At 70.9% G+C, this 17,072-nt stretch carries 14 protein-coding genes; 5 read left to right on the forward strand and 9 right to left on the reverse strand.

Annotated features, from left to right (window positions below; genetic code table 11):
* Window positions 1-92: 92 nt before the first annotated feature.
* The 6 genes from O2L52_RS10330 to O2L52_RS10355 form a co-directional block, all read right to left on the reverse strand.
* Window positions 93-1,013 carry a proline dehydrogenase family protein gene (locus O2L52_RS10330; RefSeq protein ID WP_270115300.1) on the reverse strand — a complete coding sequence of 307 codons (921 nt, stop codon included), beginning with the start codon at window positions 1,011-1,013 and terminating at the stop codon, window positions 93-95.
* A 180-nt stretch (window positions 1,014-1,193) separates the two neighbouring features.
* Complete coding sequence (locus tag O2L52_RS10335) at window positions 1,194-1,823, reverse strand: hypothetical protein (RefSeq protein ID WP_270115301.1); 630 nt, start codon at window positions 1,821-1,823, stop codon at window positions 1,194-1,196.
* On the reverse strand, window positions 1,820-3,157 hold the full coding sequence (locus O2L52_RS10340; protein WP_270115302.1) for a glycosyltransferase: 1,338 nt from the start codon (window positions 3,155-3,157) through the stop codon (window positions 1,820-1,822). Before O2L52_RS10340 ends, O2L52_RS10335 begins: the two co-directional genes overlap by 4 nt.
* The gene (locus tag O2L52_RS10345; protein WP_270115303.1) at window positions 3,147-3,689 is read right to left on the reverse strand and encodes a hypothetical protein; all 543 of its coding nucleotides are present in this window, start codon (window positions 3,687-3,689) and stop codon (window positions 3,147-3,149) included. Before O2L52_RS10345 ends, O2L52_RS10340 begins: the two co-directional genes overlap by 11 nt.
* A complete protein-coding gene (locus O2L52_RS10350) occupies window positions 3,686-4,882 on the reverse strand; it encodes a glycosyltransferase (RefSeq protein WP_270115304.1) in 1,197 nt (398 codons plus the stop codon). Before O2L52_RS10350 ends, O2L52_RS10345 begins: the two co-directional genes overlap by 4 nt.
* Complete coding sequence (locus tag O2L52_RS10355; RefSeq protein ID WP_270115305.1) at window positions 4,879-6,396, reverse strand: glycosyltransferase family 4 protein; 1,518 nt, start codon at window positions 6,394-6,396, stop codon at window positions 4,879-4,881. Before O2L52_RS10355 ends, O2L52_RS10350 begins: the two co-directional genes overlap by 4 nt.
* 290 nt (window positions 6,397-6,686) lie before the next feature.
* Here O2L52_RS10355 and O2L52_RS10360 point away from each other — a divergent pair, with 290 nt between their 5' ends.
* Window positions 6,687-7,307: an acyltransferase gene (locus O2L52_RS10360; protein WP_270115307.1), complete on the forward strand. Its 621-nt coding sequence runs from the start codon at window positions 6,687-6,689 to the stop codon at window positions 7,305-7,307.
* Window positions 7,304-8,395: a non-hydrolyzing UDP-N-acetylglucosamine 2-epimerase gene (gene wecB / locus O2L52_RS10365; RefSeq protein WP_270115308.1), complete on the forward strand. Its 1,092-nt coding sequence runs from the start codon at window positions 7,304-7,306 to the stop codon at window positions 8,393-8,395. The genes O2L52_RS10360 and wecB overlap by 4 nt, the downstream gene beginning before the upstream one ends.
* Window positions 8,396-8,523: 128 nt before the next feature.
* Here wecB and O2L52_RS10370 read toward each other — a convergent pair whose 3' ends face one another.
* On the reverse strand, window positions 8,524-10,062 hold the full coding sequence (locus O2L52_RS10370) for a glycosyltransferase family 4 protein (protein WP_270115309.1): 1,539 nt from the start codon (window positions 10,060-10,062) through the stop codon (window positions 8,524-8,526).
* Window positions 10,063-10,583: 521 nt separating this feature from the next.
* On the opposite strand from O2L52_RS10370, the gene O2L52_RS10375 reads away from it, so the two are divergent.
* Window positions 10,584-11,846 carry a glycosyltransferase gene (locus O2L52_RS10375; RefSeq protein ID WP_270115310.1) on the forward strand — a complete coding sequence of 421 codons (1,263 nt, stop codon included), beginning with the start codon at window positions 10,584-10,586 and terminating at the stop codon, window positions 11,844-11,846.
* A complete protein-coding gene (locus tag O2L52_RS10380) occupies window positions 11,843-13,954 on the forward strand; it encodes a glycosyltransferase family protein (protein ID WP_270115311.1) in 2,112 nt (703 codons plus the stop codon). Before O2L52_RS10375 ends, O2L52_RS10380 begins: the two co-directional genes overlap by 4 nt.
* A gap of 96 nt (window positions 13,955-14,050) precedes the next feature.
* On the opposite strand, the gene O2L52_RS10385 is transcribed toward O2L52_RS10380, so the two are convergent.
* Window positions 14,051-14,845, reverse strand: coding sequence for a sugar phosphate isomerase/epimerase family protein (locus O2L52_RS10385; RefSeq protein WP_270115312.1), 795 nt, complete (start codon window positions 14,843-14,845; stop codon window positions 14,051-14,053).
* Window positions 14,846-14,910: 65 nt separating this feature from the next.
* Between O2L52_RS10385 and O2L52_RS10390 the strand changes: the two genes are divergently transcribed.
* Window positions 14,911-15,723, forward strand: coding sequence for a hypothetical protein (locus tag O2L52_RS10390; RefSeq protein ID WP_270115313.1), 813 nt, complete (start codon window positions 14,911-14,913; stop codon window positions 15,721-15,723).
* 45 nt (window positions 15,724-15,768) lie between these two features.
* On the opposite strand, the gene O2L52_RS10395 is transcribed toward O2L52_RS10390, so the two are convergent.
* Window positions 15,769-17,052 (reverse strand): nucleotide sugar dehydrogenase, encoded by a 1,284-nt coding sequence (locus O2L52_RS10395; RefSeq protein WP_270115314.1) that lies wholly within the window; start codon window positions 17,050-17,052, stop codon window positions 15,769-15,771.
* Window positions 17,053-17,072 lie beyond the last annotated feature (20 nt).

The following is a 17,072-nucleotide window of genomic DNA, read 5'->3' on the forward strand; positions in this document are numbered from 1 at the left end:
TGGTTGGGTGGGGGGCCCGGGGCGCCCACCGCCGTCACCCGCCCCCGGGCGGGGCGGCGCAGGCCCCCCCCGGCCCGGTTCCTGAGAACTCTCTAAGACTTCGTCCACAGTGACCGCGCGAAGACGGCCAGGTTCGCGGGGCGCTCGGCCATGCGGCGCATGAGGTACCCGTACCACTGGTCGCCGTACGGCACGTAGACGCGCATCCGGTACCCCTCGGCGGCCAGGCGCAGCTGCTCGGTGGGGCGGATGCCGTACAGCATCTGGAACTCGAACGACTCCTTGCCGCGGTCGTACCAGCGGGCCCGGTCGATGCCGATCTCGATCAGGCGCGGGTCGTGGGTCGCGAGCATGGGGTAGCCCTCGCCGGCCATGAGCGCGTTGATGCAGCGCACATAGGACCGGTCGACGTCGAGGCTGCGCTGGTAGGCGACGGACTCGGGCTCCTTGTAGGCGCCCTTGCAGAGCCGGATGCGCGAGTCGGGCACGGCGTGGGTCTTGCAGTCGTCCTCGGTGCGGCGCAGGTAGGCCTGGAGGACGGCGCCGGTGGCCGGGTGGTCCTCGCGGAGGCGCTGCACGATCTCCAGAGTGGAGTCGGTGACGGTGTGGTCCTCCATGTCGATGGTGACCGTGGTGCCGGCGTCGGCGGCGGCGGCGCAGATCTCGCGGGCCCGGTCGTAGGCGAGCTCGGGGTCGATGCGCTGGCCGAGGGCGGAGAGCTTGACGCTGACCTCGGTGGAGCCGGCGAGGCCCTCGCCCTTGAGGGCGGCGAGGAGGCCGAGGTACTCGTCGCGGGTGGCGTCGGCCTGCTCGACGACGACCGTGTCCTCGCCGAGGTAGTCGAGCGTGGCGAGCAGTCCGTCGGCCGCGAGGGTCCTCGTGGTGGCGACGGCGTGGGCCGTGGTCTCGCCCGCGACGTAGCGTCGGACGAGCGATCGCGTCACCGGTGCGGTGCCGACGAGCCGCTCGATCTTCGATGACCTCGCGGCGGCGAGAATGACAGAACGCAGCATGTCTGCAGCGTAGCCGCCCGCGTCCCGGCCGCAGGTCACGGTGGCATAACACGTGCGCCGCAACATTGGAAACAGCGCCTCAAGACGAGAAGGATCGTCTCATTCCAAGGTCAGGCGGGGCTGTGGCCTCTGTTCGCTCCGAATTGGTGGGCGATTTAGGCTGTTTAGCCGGGTTTCGCGTTACAGCGGGGTGTAGGGCTCTCGGTGCGGCGCCTCCGCCGCGTCAGGGTCCCAGGGCTCGATCGGGTTCACGACCGGGTAGGGCTTGTACGGGCCGTAGTGCAGCGCGCGGGTGACGACGGGGCGGGGGTGGCGCCTGGCGATCGACCAGGCCAGCGGAACGGCCGCCGGGTCGGGGCAGACCACGTGGTCGGCGGCGCCGAGATCGAGGCGCCCGAGGCGGCGCAGGGCGATCGCGCGGAGCGCCTGGTGGCGAAAGGGCCGGTAGACCTTCCAGAAGACGTTGCGGCGGCAGAAGCCCGCGGCCTTGCGGTGGGCGCGGCGGGCGAAGCCCGCGCCGGGGAGCCTGCCCTCGAGCCGGCGGAGCACAGCGGCGGGGGCGCGCTCGACGAGCGCCTCGTACAGCCACAGGAGCGGCTGGCGGTTCTCGGGCTTCGCCAGCGAGTACACCTCGACGCTGGGATGGAGGAAGGGCGCGCGGCGCCAGCCCTGTCCGTCCGCGACGACCGCTTGGACGCGCACGCCGCGGCGGGCCATCTGCCAGGCGTAGTCGTTGGTGCGCTTGATGGCGCCGTTGCCGAACAGGAGGATCACGACGCGTTCGGGCAGGGGCTGCAGATCGGCGGTCATCGAGGGCTCCTGTCCGCTGCGATGGTGCGGGCGCGCCGCTCGAATGCCTCGAGGGCGCGGTACCGGGTGAAGCCCGCCCCGTAGGTGCGGGCGCTTTCGGCCAGTTCCGGGTCGGCTTTGCGGGCCGCATCCCCGGCGTCGGCCATCGCGGCGGCGACCGCGGCCGGCTCCAGGGCGCCGGGGTTGAACCAGAGCGGGTAGTCGCGGAGCAGTTCCTCCGCGGCCGAGCCGGGTTCGTGCACCGAGACGATGGGCTTGCCGGTGGCCATGTACTCGAAGATCTTTCCAGAGGTCACGTACTTGGAACCGCCGACAAGGAAGACCAGCACGTCACTGGCGGCATAGGCCTCGCCGATCTCGGACTTGGAGACCGGGCCGTGGTGGTGCACCTGCTCCTGCTCCTCTTCGAGGCCGAGCTCACCGCGCATGCGCGACTCGTACTTCGCGAAGAACCCGAGGTGCCCGTAAAGGTCGAGCCGCGCGCCGGGGTGCCGTCCCGTCTCCGCCATATGCCGGAAGCCGTCCAGCATGGCGCCGGCGGGCTGGTTCGCCGTGAGCGTCCCGATGTAAGCGAACGACAGCGGTCGGCTCTCGTCCGCCGTGGAGGCGGGGATCTCGGGGAGGACGTCGGGGTCCCAGCCGTTGAGCACCACGTGCATCCGCTCGGCGGCCTTGGGGTAGCGCTCGGCGTGCCAGGACCGCAGCGCCTCGTTGACGAACAGCGCCTCGGCCGCGTTGTCGAGGATCCGCCGCTCCCACCGCCAGGCCTTGTCGCCCTTGGGGAACGCGTCCTCGTTGGTGAACAGGTCGAGCGTCCACGAGTCGCGGTAGTCCACGATGTACGGCACCCCGGTGCGCCGCCACAGCTCGTAAGCGGCCCCGAACGCCGAGAACGGGTTCCCGGTGGCGATCACCAGATCGAAGGGGCGTTCGACGTGAAGCCGCAGGCCCTCCTCGACTGCGGACTCCCCCCAGGAGGCGTACCGGTCGGGGAACTTGAAACGCTGGCGCCACCGGTGCCACCTCGAGGCGAGGAACGGGAAGTTCCCGCGGAAGCGCCCGAACTCCCGGATGTCGGTCTCCCAGGCGAAGTCGTCGAGCGCGGGGCTGACAGTGGCGATGCGCGGGTCGACGGTGGCGGCGAGGCCCTCGTCGGTGGAGCCGACGACGTCGGTGAGGAACCACTGCGGAACGCGGGCGACCGTGACGTCCCAGCCGGCCTCGGCGAAGTAGTTGGCGGTGGCGCGGGCGCGGAAGACGCCGCTGGCGCGCGAGGGCGGGAAGTAGAACGCCAGATACAGCACCCTCGGTCGGGCCGGGGCCTCATCGCGCATCGTCGCCTCCCCGGGCGGGCTCGTAGGCGTAGGTGGTGATGGTTCCGGGTCGCTCGGCGAGGAGGGCGGGCAGGAACTCGATGCCGAGTTCCAGGGCCTTGGGCTCGCAGACGACCAGCCAGTCAGGGGTCTCGTACTCGAGACGGGCGCGGATGCGCTCGAGTTGGCGGGCTTCGCGCAGTGCGGTGGTGCCGGCGCGCAGTCGCCGGTCCAGGGGCTGCACGACCCACCGTTCCCAACGGCGGGCGACCTTGTCCGCGGGGCGGCGCAGCGGGCCGCGGCCGAGGCGGCGCAGGAGCCCGAGCGGGAGGCGGCGGGCGAGGACCGCGAGCGCGGGAGATTCGGTGGCGCTCAGGGTGTTGGCGTCGAGCCAGTCGACTTCGACGCGGGGGTCGAGGTCCTCCCAGCCTTGCCGGCGGATGCCGGCTTCGGCGATGAGGACGACGCGGTGGCCGTCCTCGACGGCGCGGCGGGTCTCGACGGCGACGGCCCGTTTGCGGCTGGCCGCCGGGGCGAGGAACAGGAGGTTCATGCGGCGGCTCCGAACCAGATGCGGTGGTGGTGGTCCGCGACGGCCTCGTAGGAGTACTTGGCGCGCAGGTGCTCCCGGGCCCGGCCGAGGTCGGTCTTGCCGGGGTGGCGTTCGCGCAGGTCCCTGAAGGCGTCGGCGAACGCCCCGGGGTCGTCGACGACGTCGACGAGTCGTCCGGCGTCCTCTTCGATGCCGGCCAGGACCTGGTCGGAGCCGCCGGAGCGGGTGACGAGCACGGGGATGCCGGCGGCGATCGCCTCGACCACGACGACGCCGAAGGTCTCGTGGCGGCTGGTGTGGACGAGGAGGTCGTGGTCGGCCATGAGCGCGGGAATGTCGCCAGGGTCGACCGAGCCGATGAACGAGACCGCTTCGCTGATGCCGAGCTCCTCGGCGAGCTTGACGAGTGCTGCGCGGAGTACGCCTTCGCCCGCGAGCGTCAGAGTGAGCGTGCCGTCCTCGGCATGGCATTCGGCGAAGGCCTGGAGGAGGTAGTCGATGCGCTTGCGTTCGACGAGGCCTGCCACGGACAGCCAGCGGCGCAGGTCCCGAGGCGCCTGCTCGCGACCGGCGGTGAAGTCGATCGGATTGGCGATGTACTGGATCTTGGCCGCGTGATGCGGGAAGACCTCGGCGATCAGGTCGTGCAGCGGTGCGCCGACGACGAAGCTGCCCGCGCTGCGGTGCAGTATCTCGTCGTACAGCTCTCGGGAGGAGGCCTGCGACAGGACTTCCGGCAGGAACGAGGAGTGCTCGGTGGTGTAGACCTTCGCGCCGGAGCGGCAGTGCTCCAGCGCGGCGTAGCCGCCGAGCATGGGGACGTGCGCGTGGATGACGTCGGCCTCGATCCTCCTGCCGTCCAACGCGACCCCGAGCCATTCGGCGTACCGGCGGGCGTGCACGGCGTGGTCGCGGCTGCGTTCGACGATGGCCGGAAAGCGGTACAGGGACGCGCCGCCGACGGCCTCGGCGGCCTTCATCGCCCTCGGCAGCAACTGCGTGTGGAGGTCCCTGACGCGTCGGAGCCGTGCGGGTTCAGGACTGACCGCCCAGCCGTCGAGGTGGTAGATGTCGAGCCGGTCGAGCCCGGGGGCGACGGCCGCGGCCATGGCCTGCACGAACGAGCCGCGGTAGGGCCGCTGCGCGTCCGGGTACCAGGGGGTGACGACGGCGACGTTGCGTTCGATGCTCACTGCGCGGTCCTCCTTGGCGGGCTTCCGATGAGGCTCTCATAGACCCCGGCGAGGTGCTCGGCCTGGCGCTGCCACGTCCACTCCTGGAGCGGCACCTGGTCCAGGTAGGCCCTGCGGTAGCGCTCGGGGTCGGCGAGCACCTGCCTGACGGCGCGCACGAAGTCGGCGGTGTCCTCCGCGCGGAAGACCTCGCCCTGACCGGTGCGGCGGACGGTCTCGGCGATGGTCTTCACGTCCGAGACGACCATCGGCAGCCGCGCGTGGGAGTAGTCGAAGAACTTGGTGTTCAAGGAGATCTCGTGATTCTGGTGGTGGTGGTTGGGGCTGACCCCGATGTCGGCGGCCGCGACGTGGCGGACCACCTGGTGGTGCTCGACGTGCGGGAGGATGTGGACGCGGTCGGCCACGCCGAGCTCCTCGGCGCGGGCGGCCAGTCCGCGGACGTACGCCCAGTGGTGCTTCGAGACCACGAATGCCGTGTGGACCTCCGGAAGCGAGGGCAGCGCGTCGACCATGATCGTGAGCCCGCGCTGGACGAGCGGGACGCCGCTGTAGATCATCAACGGCGTGTCCTTCTCGATCCCGCACCGTTCACGCAGGTCGGGTACGTCATCGTCGGTATGGTCGCCGATGTCGGGGGTGTTCATGACGATCACCGGCCGTTCAGCGAGGCCGTGCTCGGCGACGAGGAGGTCGGCGAGGGGCTCGGAGACGGTGACGACCGCGTCCGCATACGGAGCGAACTCGCGCTCGTGCCCGACCTGCGCCGCGTGCCACCACGGGTGGTCCTTCCAGGGCTTCATGCCCGGCAGGAACTCGTGCGCGTCCCACACCAGCTTCACGTCGCGGCCCTTCGCGGCGGCCCGCAGCTTCGCGCGGGCGCCGACGCCGAGCATCTGGAAGTCGTTGGCGTGGATCAGGTCAGGGGCCAGCTCGTCGATCACGGGGCCGAACGCGAGCTCCAGGTCCCACAGGGCCGGGTCGAGCCGGCGCCAGGCCCGGTCGCCGAGGACGCCCTTCCAGAAGCGGAACGCGGCCCGGTCGACCGCGCCGCCCGCGCGTTCGCGGCGCTCGCGCACCCGGCGGCTGAGGCGGGTGCGGCCGCGGATCCACAGGCTCGCGGCCTTGACCGCGGCGGTCCTGCAGCCGAGACCGAGCGAGGCGACCGCATTCGGTTTCGCCGCGAGGCGGGCCCGCTCGTACGCGAGGTCCGCATTCCACGCCTGCACCTGCTTGCGCCGGTACGACTCGAGCGGGCCGGGCGGGTACGCGAACGGGCTGCGCAGCCACGGGCGGCGCACCTCGTGGCGGCGCTTGTCGAAGTCCCGCCCGGTCGGCACCAGCCGCACCGTCGCGCCGCCGAGGTCCCAGGTCTCGGCGCGCTTGTCGGTACGGCCCAAGAGGAACACCTCCCAACCCGCGGCGGCGGCCGAAGCCGCCTCCTTCTGCACACGGGAATCGCCGACGACGCCGTTCTGGACCAGCATCACGATGCGACCTGGGCGCTGCGCCATGTTTCCTCCGAGGGTTCCGGCCGGAGTCGATCCGTCCGTCGTTCAAGCGCAGATGATACGGAGTCCCTTCCTTCACCTTTCGTTTTCCCGCAGTTGGCCGCCTATGCAGTTGGCATCCGAACGGCGTTCTCCTTTCACCTTCGGTTTGCCCGCAGTTGGCCGCCCGGGCAGGCCGCGTCCCAGTGGCGTTCGCTCGAATTCGGTTGGGTCGAGTCCGAATCGGCGGCCCGTATAATTCGCCCAGCGGGCGCCGGCCGCCGGCCGCGCCATTTCTCTATCGAAAGCAGCACATGCCTTACAGGATTCAGGAATCCGCTCAGGTCGACCCGACGGCGAGCGTCGGCGACGGCTCCGCGGTCTGGGAGCTGGCGCAGATCCGCGAGCGCGCGGTCCTCGGCGAATCGTGCGTCGTCGGCCGCGGCGCCTACATCGGTACCGGCGTGCGCATCGGCGACAACGTCAAGATCCAGAACTACGCCTTGGTGTACGAGCCGGCGACCCTTGCCGACGGCGTGTTCGTCGGACCCGCCGCGGTGTTCACCAACGACCACAACCCGCGGGCGGTCTCGGCGGACGGCAGTCAGAAGAAGGCCGCCGACTGGGACGCGGTGGGCGTCGAGGTCGCCGAGGGCGCCTCGATCGGGGCGCGCGCCGTCTGCGTCGCGCCGGTGCGCATCGGCCGGTGGGCCATGGTCGCCGCCGGAGCCGTGGTGACCAAGGACGTGCCCGCTTTCGCGCTCGTCATGGGCGTGCCGGCCCGGCAGGCCGGATGGGTCGGGCGCGCCGGCGCCCGTTTGGAGAACGCCGGGGCCGGCCTGTGGCGCTGCCCCGAGACCGGTGAACAGTACGTGGAAGCGGACGGCGAACTGTCCGAGAGCAATCTGTCAGCAAGTAACGAGGAGTCCGCATGAAGGTCGTCAGCATCGTCGGCGCCCGCCCGCAACTGGTGAAGCTCGGAGCGGTCGCAAAGGCCTTCGCGGGCACCGATCACCGGCATGTGGTGGTCCACACTGGACAGCACTACGACCCGGAGCTGTCAGACGTGTTCTTCACCGAGTTCGGCATCCCCGAGCCCGACTTCCACCTCGGCATCGGTTCGGGCAGCCACGGGGCCCAGACGGGTGCGATGCTCGCCGCGATCGATCCGATCCTCGACGCCGAGCAGCCCGACTGGGTGCTGGTCTACGGCGACACGAACTCGACCATCGCCGGCGCGCTCTCGGCCGTGAAGCAGCACCTCCCCGTCGCTCACCTGGAAGCCGGGTTGCGCTCCTTCAACCGGCGGATGCCCGAAGAGCACAACCGCGTCCTCACCGACCACTGCGCCGACCTGCTGCTCGCCCCGACCGAGGAAGCCTTGCGGCACTTGACGAACGAGGGCCTGGGCGCCCGCGCCGTCAATGTCGGCGACGTCATGGTCGACGTGTGCTTCCAGACCCGCGACAGCGTGCTCGCGGACGGGACCCGACCGCAGCTGCCGGCCGAGGTCGACCCGGCCGCGCCGTTCCTCGTCGCCACGCTCCACCGCGCCGAGAACACCGACGACCCCGAGCTGCTGGCCGCGCTCGTGGAGTCGATGACGGGCCTGCCGATCCCGGTGGTGCTGCTGGCGCACCCGCGCCTGCAGGCGAAGGCGGACCAGTACGGGCTCAAGCTGACCCAGGGCTCGCTGTTCGCGGCCAAGCCGCTGCCGTACCGCGACCTCGTGGCGGCCGTGCTGGCCTCGTCGGGAGTCGTGACCGACTCGGGCGGGCTCCAGAAGGAGGCGTACCTGCTCGGCCGCGTCTGCACCACGCTGCGTACGGAGACCGAGTGGGTCGAGACCATCGAGGAGGGCTGGAACGTCCTCGTGCCGCGCCCCGACCGACTCTCGGTCGAGGACTGGCACGCCACGGCGACCCGGCCCGCCCCGGCGCAGCGCCCCGGCGCCCCGTACGGCGACGGGAAGGCCGGCCAGGCGGTCGTCGCGACCCTTGAGGCGCACCTCCCCCGCCGGTAGCGACCGGTCGACCCGCCGCATCGGGCCGCGAGGTGGGACGGCGAACCCGCCGTCCCATGCGGCACTCCTCAGCACGAACGAACATCCGAACGCGGCGCCCGTCAAGACGGGCGCCGCGTTCGCGTGCGTCAGACGCCCAGGGCTCCTTCGGAAACCGGGACCGGGGCGGGGCCGATCAGCTCCTCGTACAGCTCCACGTAGGTGTGGACCTGGCGTTCCCACGTGTATTCGGCGAGGACGTCCGGGTCGCGGTAGGCGCTGCGGTAGGCGTCCGGATTCGCGAGGACCTTCTCGATCGCGACGACGAGGCCGCCTATGTCGCCCGAGGCGAACACCTCGCCGTTGCCGATGCGCCGCACCTCCTCGGACAGGGTCTTCACGTCGGAGACGACGAGCGGCAGCCGTGCGTGGCTGTACTCGAAGAACTTGTTCGGCAGCGCGATCTCGTGGTTGATCGGACCGGACTGCATCGGGTGGATCCCGACGTCGGCGGTCGAGAGGAACCGCGGCAGGTCCGCGTAGTCGACGTACCCGCGAAAGTGCAGGCGGTCGGCGACGCCGAGCGCCGTTCCCAGGCTGATGAGCGACTTCACGTACGGATGGTTGGGGCGGTTGACCAGGAACGCGACATGGAAGCCGGGGATGCGGGCCGCGGCCTCGATGATCCATTCGATCTTGCGTTCCGGTGCGGCCCAGCCGGAGTAGACGCCGAGCGGCGTGTCGGCACCGAGTCCGCAGGCGCTGCGGATGTCGCCGGGGTCCGGGCGCGAGTAGTCCGGGGTCAGCGGTGCGTTGAGCACGACCGCGGGCGTTCGGTCGAGGCCGTGGTGCTCGCGCAGCAGCTCCGCGAGCGGCTCGGACACCGTGACGATCGCGTCCGCGCCGGGCAGGTAGCGGCGTTCGTAGCGGACCAGGGACTCGAAGCGGTCGGCCGGGAGGGTGTCGCACCCGGGCACGAACTCGTGCGCGTCGTACAGCAGCTTGACGGTGCGGCCGGAGCGGCGGATGCGGGCGGCGGCGCGGGCGCAGATCCCGATCGGGTGCATGTCGTGGGCGTGGATGAGGTCCGGCTCGAGCCGGATGATCTCCGGCTGCAGGGCGAGTTCGATGCGGACGGCGTCGATGTCGAGGCGGCGCCACACCCGGTCGCCGAGCAGCAGGGTCCACCAGCCGCGTTCGAAGCGGTCGATGCGGCCGTCGTCGCGGGCGGCATAGGAGTCGCGGGCCCTGGTCTGGCCGATGCGGCGGCCGATCCAGAACCGCTGGACCTTCCGGGCGAGGCGGCGCACGTGCCGGGGCGGGCGCAGCAGCCCGTCGCGGCCCTGGCCGCGCTCGTCGTCGATCGCCTCGAGTTCGATGCGCTCGGCCTTGATCCGGGTGTCGCCGTGCTTGATGCGGGCGGTGTCGCCGTAGGCGAGCGGGTAGCGGAGCGCGGCGAGGCGGCGGCGGAGGTTCTTGGGCGGGTCCATCTTGGGGACGGGGATCTTGTGATAAGTCGCGTCGCCGTGCCGGTAGTGCTCCTGCCTGCCGGACACGGAAAGGCCGACGAGGTGGACGTCCCAGCCGGCCTCGCTCATCGACTGGGCCGACTTCTGCACCCGGGAGTCGCCGTCGATGCGGTTGGCGACGACCATGACCACGCGCCCAGGGGCGGAGGCTGCGTTCATATCGGGGACGGTCCTTCCAGATTCCCGTCGGCCGGCGAAAACGGCCGCTGCTCGAGACTGCATAGTACGGAACGAGGTCATTCACCTTTCGTTGTCCCGCAGTTGTCCTCGAATGCAGCATGGGGAAATTCGCGATTCATTTCGATTCCCATTGAAGCCGCAATTGCAATTGCGGATCGCCCTATGCGGGGTCCGTCCGCATTCGACGCAGGCGTGGTCGTCCGAGACCCGGCCCGGTAGGCCCCGGCCCGAGCTCCTGCGGCACCGCCCGGACCGCATTCGCAGTCGTCAAGGCCGTCCCCCGGCGGCTTACCAGACCGGGAGGTCCACTTAACGTTCTTCATCCAGACAGCTCAGAGCCCTTTCGCACCATGCTAACGTCCACTACCATGTCAGCCTTCGCAACATCCGGGCCCGCTCGGCACGACAGGGCACCCGGACCGGGGCGCGGTGAGCAGCGCCCCCATCTGATCTATCTCGCGATCGGGTTCCCCCCGGCCGCGAAGAGCTGCGCCTATCGGATGCGTGAGACCGCCAACCAGTTCGCCGCCCAGGGCTGGGACGTCACGGTCGTCACCATCGAGGACGAGTCCTGGAAACTGGAGTCGGGCCTCGACCACACCCTCTCCGAGAAGGTCGACCCGAGAATCGCGATCGTCAAGCTCCCGCTGCGGCGCGAAGACCTGGAGACCGACATCCGCCGCTACGGCGAGCGGCGGGCCCTCACCCCCGCGAAGTGGGTCAGGTCGCTGCGCGACCGCCAGCAGGAGACCTTCCCCGAGATGAACTTCGGCGATTGGCGCGGCGCGCTCGAGGACGCGGTCCTGCGCATCCACAAGGACAAGCCGGCCGACCTGGTGCTCGCCACCTGCGTCCCGTACACCAACCTCGCCGCGGCCTGGCGGCTGTGGGAAGAGGCGCACGTCCCCTACGCCGTCGACTTCCGGGACGGCTGGTCGATCGACGTGATCGACGGTCGCGAAGCCTTCACCCGCGACTCCGAGAACGGCCGCTGGGAGGAGCGCGTCCTCGGCTCCGCGACCAGCCTGTGGGTGGTCAACGACCCGATCGCCGAGCACTACCGCGCCCGCTACCCGGAGCTGGCCGACCGCGTGCACGTCGTCCGCAACGGCTACGACGTGGACAGCGCCCCCGGCCGGGCGCACAGCCCCGACCCCGAGTCGGGCCTGGTCTTCGGCTATCTCGGCACGGTCAACTTCTCCACCGAGCACCTGGGCGCCGTCCTCGACGGCTGGCGGGCGGCCCGCAAACGCGAACCGCTGCTGGCCAACGCCCGCTTCGAGGTCCGCGGCCACATCGGCCACGGCTCCGTCCGCGGCGCCAGCCCGCAGGTCGAACTGCTGCGCGACGCCGAGGCGGACGGGGTCACCTACGGCGGCCCGGTCGCCAAAGCCGACGTCGCCGCCACCTACGCCCGGTGGGACGCCCTGGTGCTCATCCTCATCGGCGGCCGCTACGTGACCTCCGGCAAGGTCTACGAGTACATGGCGACGGGCCTGCCGATCGTGTCCGCGCACGCCATCGACCACGACGCTTCGAACGTCCTCAAGGGGCACCCGCTCTGGACCGGACCGCGCGGCATCGACTGGGAGGCCCTGGCCGACGCGTTCGTCGAGGCCGCTCACCTGGCCGTCGAGTCCACCCCTGAGCAGCACGCGAAGGCGATGACCCACGCCGACCGGTTCACGCGTGAGATCATCATGTCCGCGGCCGTGAAGAAGCTGGTCAGCGAGATGCCCGCCAGGAAAGGCGACTCCCAGTGATCGACGTGCTGTTCATCAGCGGCAAGACCGCACCGATCAGCGTCCTCGCCGACGCGGTGCGGACGCTCGGCGCCGAAGGCGCCCGCGTCTCCTACGCCGCCTCGGTCCCGGCCGCCTGGATCTCCGGGCAGCTGGTCGACATCGACTTCACCGACACGCACCGGCTCTCGACCTACAACCGGCGGCGCAACGTGGAACTCCCCTTCGGGGAGCGGGTCTGGCTGCGCAGCCGCAAGGACCCGTGGCTGCGCGACCATGCCCGCCAAGCCCACGTCCTCGTCGCCCTCGACGAGGGTGCGGTCTACACCGTCTGGCAGCTCGCCCACCGCAACCGCGCCGCGAAGGCCGTCTACGGCCTGGCCCCCGCGATCGACGCCGTGCGCGACCTCAACCAGCGCGAGGACGGCCCCGCCCGCCCCCGCGGCGCCTTCGCGCCCCCGCCGTCCGTCATCGCGCGCGACTTCGCCAAGACCATGCAGCGGCTGCCGGCCTCCACGGCACGCACCCTCACCGCCAAGCCCATCATGCGCTCGTCCATCGGCGCGCGCCTGTGGCGCCTGCCGCTGCGCGTTCCGGGCGTGCCCGCCTCGATCCGCGTCAAGACCGGGCTCCGGGTGAACGAGGCCATGAACTGGGCCGGCCGCCACAGCGGCGGGGCCTACGCCCTCGCGTTGACCGCTTCCAAGATCAAGGACCCGGCGATCAAGGCTGAGCTCCTCGACAAGGCCGTGACGCAGGAGATCAACCGGGGCACCAACCCCAAGCACATGGCAGCGGCGGTGCAGGCGCTCCTCGCGCACGCGGACGGCCTCCAGGCCGCCGAGCGGTACGAGGAGGCCGCCCAGGCACTCCAGCGCGCCCTCTTCCTCGGCTTCCACCGGGTCGTCCACATCGACCAGCTCACTTCGCCGCTCGCCGACGACCCCGAGGCCTTCGTCAAGCGCTTCCACGGGTCGAACGCGATGCGCACGGTCATGACACCGCGCGGACGCGTCCGCCCGGCCGCACCGGCCCCGACCGACCGGCCACTGCGGCTGCTGGTCGCGACCAGCGCGAACGACAACTTCCTGCACCACATCCTCGACCGCTACCGCAACCACCACGGCGTCGAGGTCCGCTACCTGGACGTGGCGACGCAGCCCTCGCTCAAACGGATCTCGTGGGCCGACAAGCGGATGATCATGGAGCGCATGGGCGGCGACGACGAATACGCCGAGCTGGTCGAAGACCTGCTGCGCCCCCACCTCGACTGGGCCGACACCGTGTTCCTCGACTGGTGCGTGGGCCCCGCCGCCATGCTGACCACTGTCGACCCGGGCGACACCCGGATCGTCGTCCGGCTGCACAGCTACGAGGCGTTCACCCGCTGGCCGCACCTGGTCGACTTCTCCCGCGTCGACGACCTCGTCTTCGTCGGCGACCACGTCCTGGACCTGACCACCGCCCTGGTGCCGCAGCTGCGCGGTCCGCAGGCGCCGCGGACGCAGGTGCTGTACAACGCGGTCGAGCTCAGCGAGTTCCCCCGCGCTAAGACCGACGAGGCCCGCTTCAGCCTCGGCCTCATCGGCGTCGGGCAGGTCGTGAAGGACCCGCTCTGGGCCGTGGCGGTGCTGCGCCTGCTCCGCGAAGAGGACGAGCGCTACCGCCTCGTGCTGGTGGGAGGCGACATGGACCCCAAGTCCAGTCGCGCCACCGCGAAGTACCGGAGCAAGATGGAGAAGGAGCTGGCCCCGCTCGCCAAGGCCGGTGCGGTGCTGCGGCTCGGCCCGACCGACGACGTCGCGGGCAAGCTCACCGAGGTCGGGTTCATGCTCAGCTCGTCAGTGCGTGAAAGCGCGCACCTGGGCCTCATGGAGGGCGCCGCCAGCGGCGCCGTCCCGGTGGTGCGGGACTGGCCGTTCTTCGCCGGCAAGGTCCACAGCGCCCGCACGGTGTACCCGGACAGCTGGGTCGCGGACACGCCGGAGGCGGCCGCCGAACGGATCCTGCGGATCAACGCCACCGAGGAGAGCTGGCGCCACAGTGCCAAGCTCGCCGCAGAGCACGCCCTGTCCACCTGGGACTGGTCGGTGGTCAGCGCCGACTACGACCGGTTCTTCCTGGGTTAGAGCGACGGAAAGCGAGAGCCCTCGGACGGTGTCCGGGGGCTCTGCCCATGTACGGGCCGGGGTCGCGGTGGAGAGCGGCGCGCGGCGATCTCACTGCTATGGGCGGGAGTCGAGCGCGTCGCGTGCGAACTTCAAGGACTCGTGCAGGTCCTCGGCCCGGCGGATCCGGTTGCCGGACTTGCGGGTCGAGACCTCCACGGTGATCGACCCGTCCCAGTCGGACGAGCCCAGGGAACCCAGCAGCTCCGCGCACGGCTGGGTGCCGCGGCCTGGGACGAGGTGCTGGTCCGACCCCGGCTCGGTGCCGTCGCACAAATGGATGTGCCTGAGGCCCTTGCCCATGCGCTCGGCCATCGCGAGCGCGTCGGCCCCTGAGGCCGCGCAGTGCGACAGGTCGAGCGTGTACGAGTCGTAGCCGTGCCGGGTCGGGTCCCAATGGGGGCGGTAGGGCACGAGGTTCCGCTTGCCGAGCTTGAGGGGGAACATGTTCTCCACCGCGATGGTCACGTGCGGGTAGCGGGCCCGGAGCCCCTCCAGGACCGTCGAGAACTTCGACGCGTACTCCTTCTGCCAGGAGAAGGGCGGGTGGATGACCACGGTGGGCGACTCGAGGTACTCGGCGGCCTGCACCGAGCGGCGCAGCCGTGTCCACGGGTCGGCGCTCCACACCCGCTGGGTGACCAGCAGGCATGGGGCGTGGACGGCGCCGATCTTGACGCCGTAGTGCTTGGCGAGGCTGGCCGCGGCGGACGGGTCCTGGGAGACTCGGTCGGTGAAGACCATCAGCTCCACGCCGTCGTAGCCGAGTTCAGCGGCGAGCTCGAAGCCCACCGCGGTGGGCTCCGGATACACGGAGGTGGTCGACAGCAGAACCGGGACGGACTGGGTCACGGACACCAGGATACGCCGGGCCGTCGGTGCCGGGCGGACCGTATGGGGGCGGGTACCGTTGACGGATGACCGACGAGGTGGCCGCGGGCTTCGACCGCGAATGGGTGGAGTTCCTCGATCCCGCCGACGCCGACACGATGGTGCGGGCCGATTTGACCTGGCTGGTCTCCAGGTGGGGCTGCATCTTCGGAAAGCATCCGGACGAGGGCGGGTGCCCGGGGATCGATGCGGACCAGCCGGCCGACGGCTGCTGCCTGCACGGCGCGTTCTACACCGACGAGGCCGACATCGCCCGGACCAAGCGGATCGTCAAGAAGCTCACACCCGAGACCTGGCAGCTGCACCGGCGGTGGAAGGACACCATCGTCGACGACACCCTCGAGAACGACGAGGGCGAAGAGGAGCCGGCGAAGAAGACCGCGGTCGTCGACGGCGCGTGCGTCTTCCACAACCGCGAGGGCTTCCCCACCGGCGCGGGCTGCGCCCTCCACCAGCAGGCGATGCGCGACGGCGTCCACCCCATGGAGTACAAGCCCGAGGTGTGCTGGCAGCTGCCGGTGAAGCGCGACTTCAAGACCGAGCACCGCGCCGACGGCACCGAGGTGTCGGTCACGCTCATCACCGAGTTCGACCGGGCCTCGTGGGGCCCGGGCGGGCACGACTTCGACTGGTGGTGCACCGGGTCGCCCTTGGCGCACACCGCCGCCGAACCGGTGTACCTGTCGTACGCGGTCGAGCTGACCGAGCTGCTCGGCCCGTTGGCCTACGAGAAGCTCGCCGACCTGTGCGCCGAACGCCAGAAGCGCGGGATGATCGCCCCGCACCCGGCCACCGCCGCGGTGCCGCTGGGCCTGCCCGCCCGCCGCCAGCGCTCGTGAACGACTGCGGACCCGGCCCGATGGGCCGGGTCCGCAGTGCAACGGCTATTCGCCGATCACGATGTGGCGCACGCCCGCCCAGCGCGCCGGGTCCGTGGTGCGCCGCCCGTCCAGGAACACCGTCACGTCAGGCAGGTCCGCCGACGACAGCTTCCGGTATTCGGCGTGGTCGGCCTGCAGGACGGCCGCGGTGACGGTCTCTCCCCGATGCGCCGGCAGACCCTCGTGCTCAAGCTCCTCGACGGTGTACATCGGGTCGGTCACGTACGGGACCGCGCCTTTCTCGCGCAGTGACGCCACGAGCGGGAACACACCGGAGAACGCGGTCTCCTTGACACCGCCGCGGTAGGCCGCGCCGAGGATCAGCACCGGTACGCCCGCGAGGTCGCCCGCGGCGGCCGCGAGGAGGTCGACCGCGTACGACGGCATCGCCGCGTTGGCCTCGCGGGCCGCGCGGACCACGGTGGCCTCGGGGTCGTTCCACAGGTACATCTGCGGGTAGATCGGAATGCAGTGGCCGCCGACGGCGATGCCGGGTCGGTGGATGTGGCTGTAGGGCTGGGAGTTGCAGGCCTCGATGACCTTCATGACGTCCAGGCCCTGCTTGTCGGCGAAGCGCGCGAACTGGTTCGCGAGACCGATGTTGACGTCCCGGTAGGTCGTCTCGGCGAGCTTCGCCATCTCGGAGGCCTCGGCGGAACCCAGGTCCCACACCCCGTTGGGGCGCGGCAGGTCGTCGCGCTCGTCGAAGTCGAGGACCGACTCGTAGAACGCGACCCCGGCCTTCGCGGAGGCCTCGTCGACGCCGCCGACGAGCTTGGGATAGCGGCGCAGGTCCTCGAAGACCCGGCCGGTCAGGACCCGCTCGGGGCTGAACACGAGGTGGAAGTCGTGGCCGGCGCGCAGGCCCGAACCGGCCTCCAGCATCGGCGCCCACCGCTCGCGGGTGGTGCCGACGGGCAGTGTCGTCTCGTACGAGACGAGCGTGCCGGGCTTGAGCCCTTTCGCGACCGCCTTCGTCGCCGAGTCCATCCAGCCGAAGTCGGGGGTGCCGTCGGCGTCTACGAACAGCGGCACCACGATGACCACGGCCTCCGAGGCCGCGACTGCGGCGGCGGTGTCGGTGGTGGCCTCCAGGGTCCCGGCCGCGACGGCGGCCGCGAGCTTCTCGCCGAGCAGGTGCTCGCCGGGGAACGGCTCGGTCCCGGCGTTGACGAGGTCGACCGTGGCGGCGTTGACGTCCGCCCCGATGACCTTGTGGCCCTTGGACGAGAACTGGACGGCCAGCGGCAGCCCGATCTTCCCCAGGGCGACGACGCAGATGTTCACAGGTGTTCTCCCGAGGAGGT

Source organism: Glycomyces algeriensis (assembly GCF_027622855.1).
Taxonomy (GTDB): domain Bacteria; phylum Actinomycetota; class Actinomycetes; order Mycobacteriales; family Micromonosporaceae; genus Glycomyces; species Glycomyces algeriensis.

Bases quoted from the DNA above. Each gene is read 5' to 3' on its own strand.
- O2L52_RS10330 (WP_270115300.1), bottom strand. From the start codon at position 1,013: ATGCTGCGTTCTGTCATTCTCGCCGCCGCGAGGTCATCGAAGATCGAG.
- O2L52_RS10335 (WP_270115301.1), bottom strand. From the start codon at position 1,823: ATGACCGCCGATCTGCAGCCCCTGCCCGAACGCGTCGTGATCCTCCTG.
- O2L52_RS10340 (WP_270115302.1), bottom strand. From the start codon at position 3,157: ATGCGCGATGAGGCCCCGGCCCGACCGAGGGTGCTGTATCTGGCGTTC.
- O2L52_RS10345 (WP_270115303.1), bottom strand. From the start codon at position 3,689: ATGAACCTCCTGTTCCTCGCCCCGGCGGCCAGCCGCAAACGGGCCGTC.
- O2L52_RS10355 (WP_270115305.1), bottom strand. From the start codon at position 6,396: ATGGCGCAGCGCCCAGGTCGCATCGTGATGCTGGTCCAGAACGGCGTC.
- O2L52_RS10360 (WP_270115307.1), top strand. From the start codon at position 6,687: ATGCCTTACAGGATTCAGGAATCCGCTCAGGTCGACCCGACGGCGAGC.
- wecB (WP_270115308.1), top strand. From the start codon at position 7,304: ATGAAGGTCGTCAGCATCGTCGGCGCCCGCCCGCAACTGGTGAAGCTC.
- O2L52_RS10370 (WP_270115309.1), bottom strand. From the start codon at position 10,062: ATGAACGCAGCCTCCGCCCCTGGGCGCGTGGTCATGGTCGTCGCCAAC.
- O2L52_RS10375 (WP_270115310.1), top strand. From the start codon at position 10,584: ATGCGTGAGACCGCCAACCAGTTCGCCGCCCAGGGCTGGGACGTCACG.
- O2L52_RS10390 (WP_270115313.1), top strand. From the start codon at position 14,911: ATGACCGACGAGGTGGCCGCGGGCTTCGACCGCGAATGGGTGGAGTTC.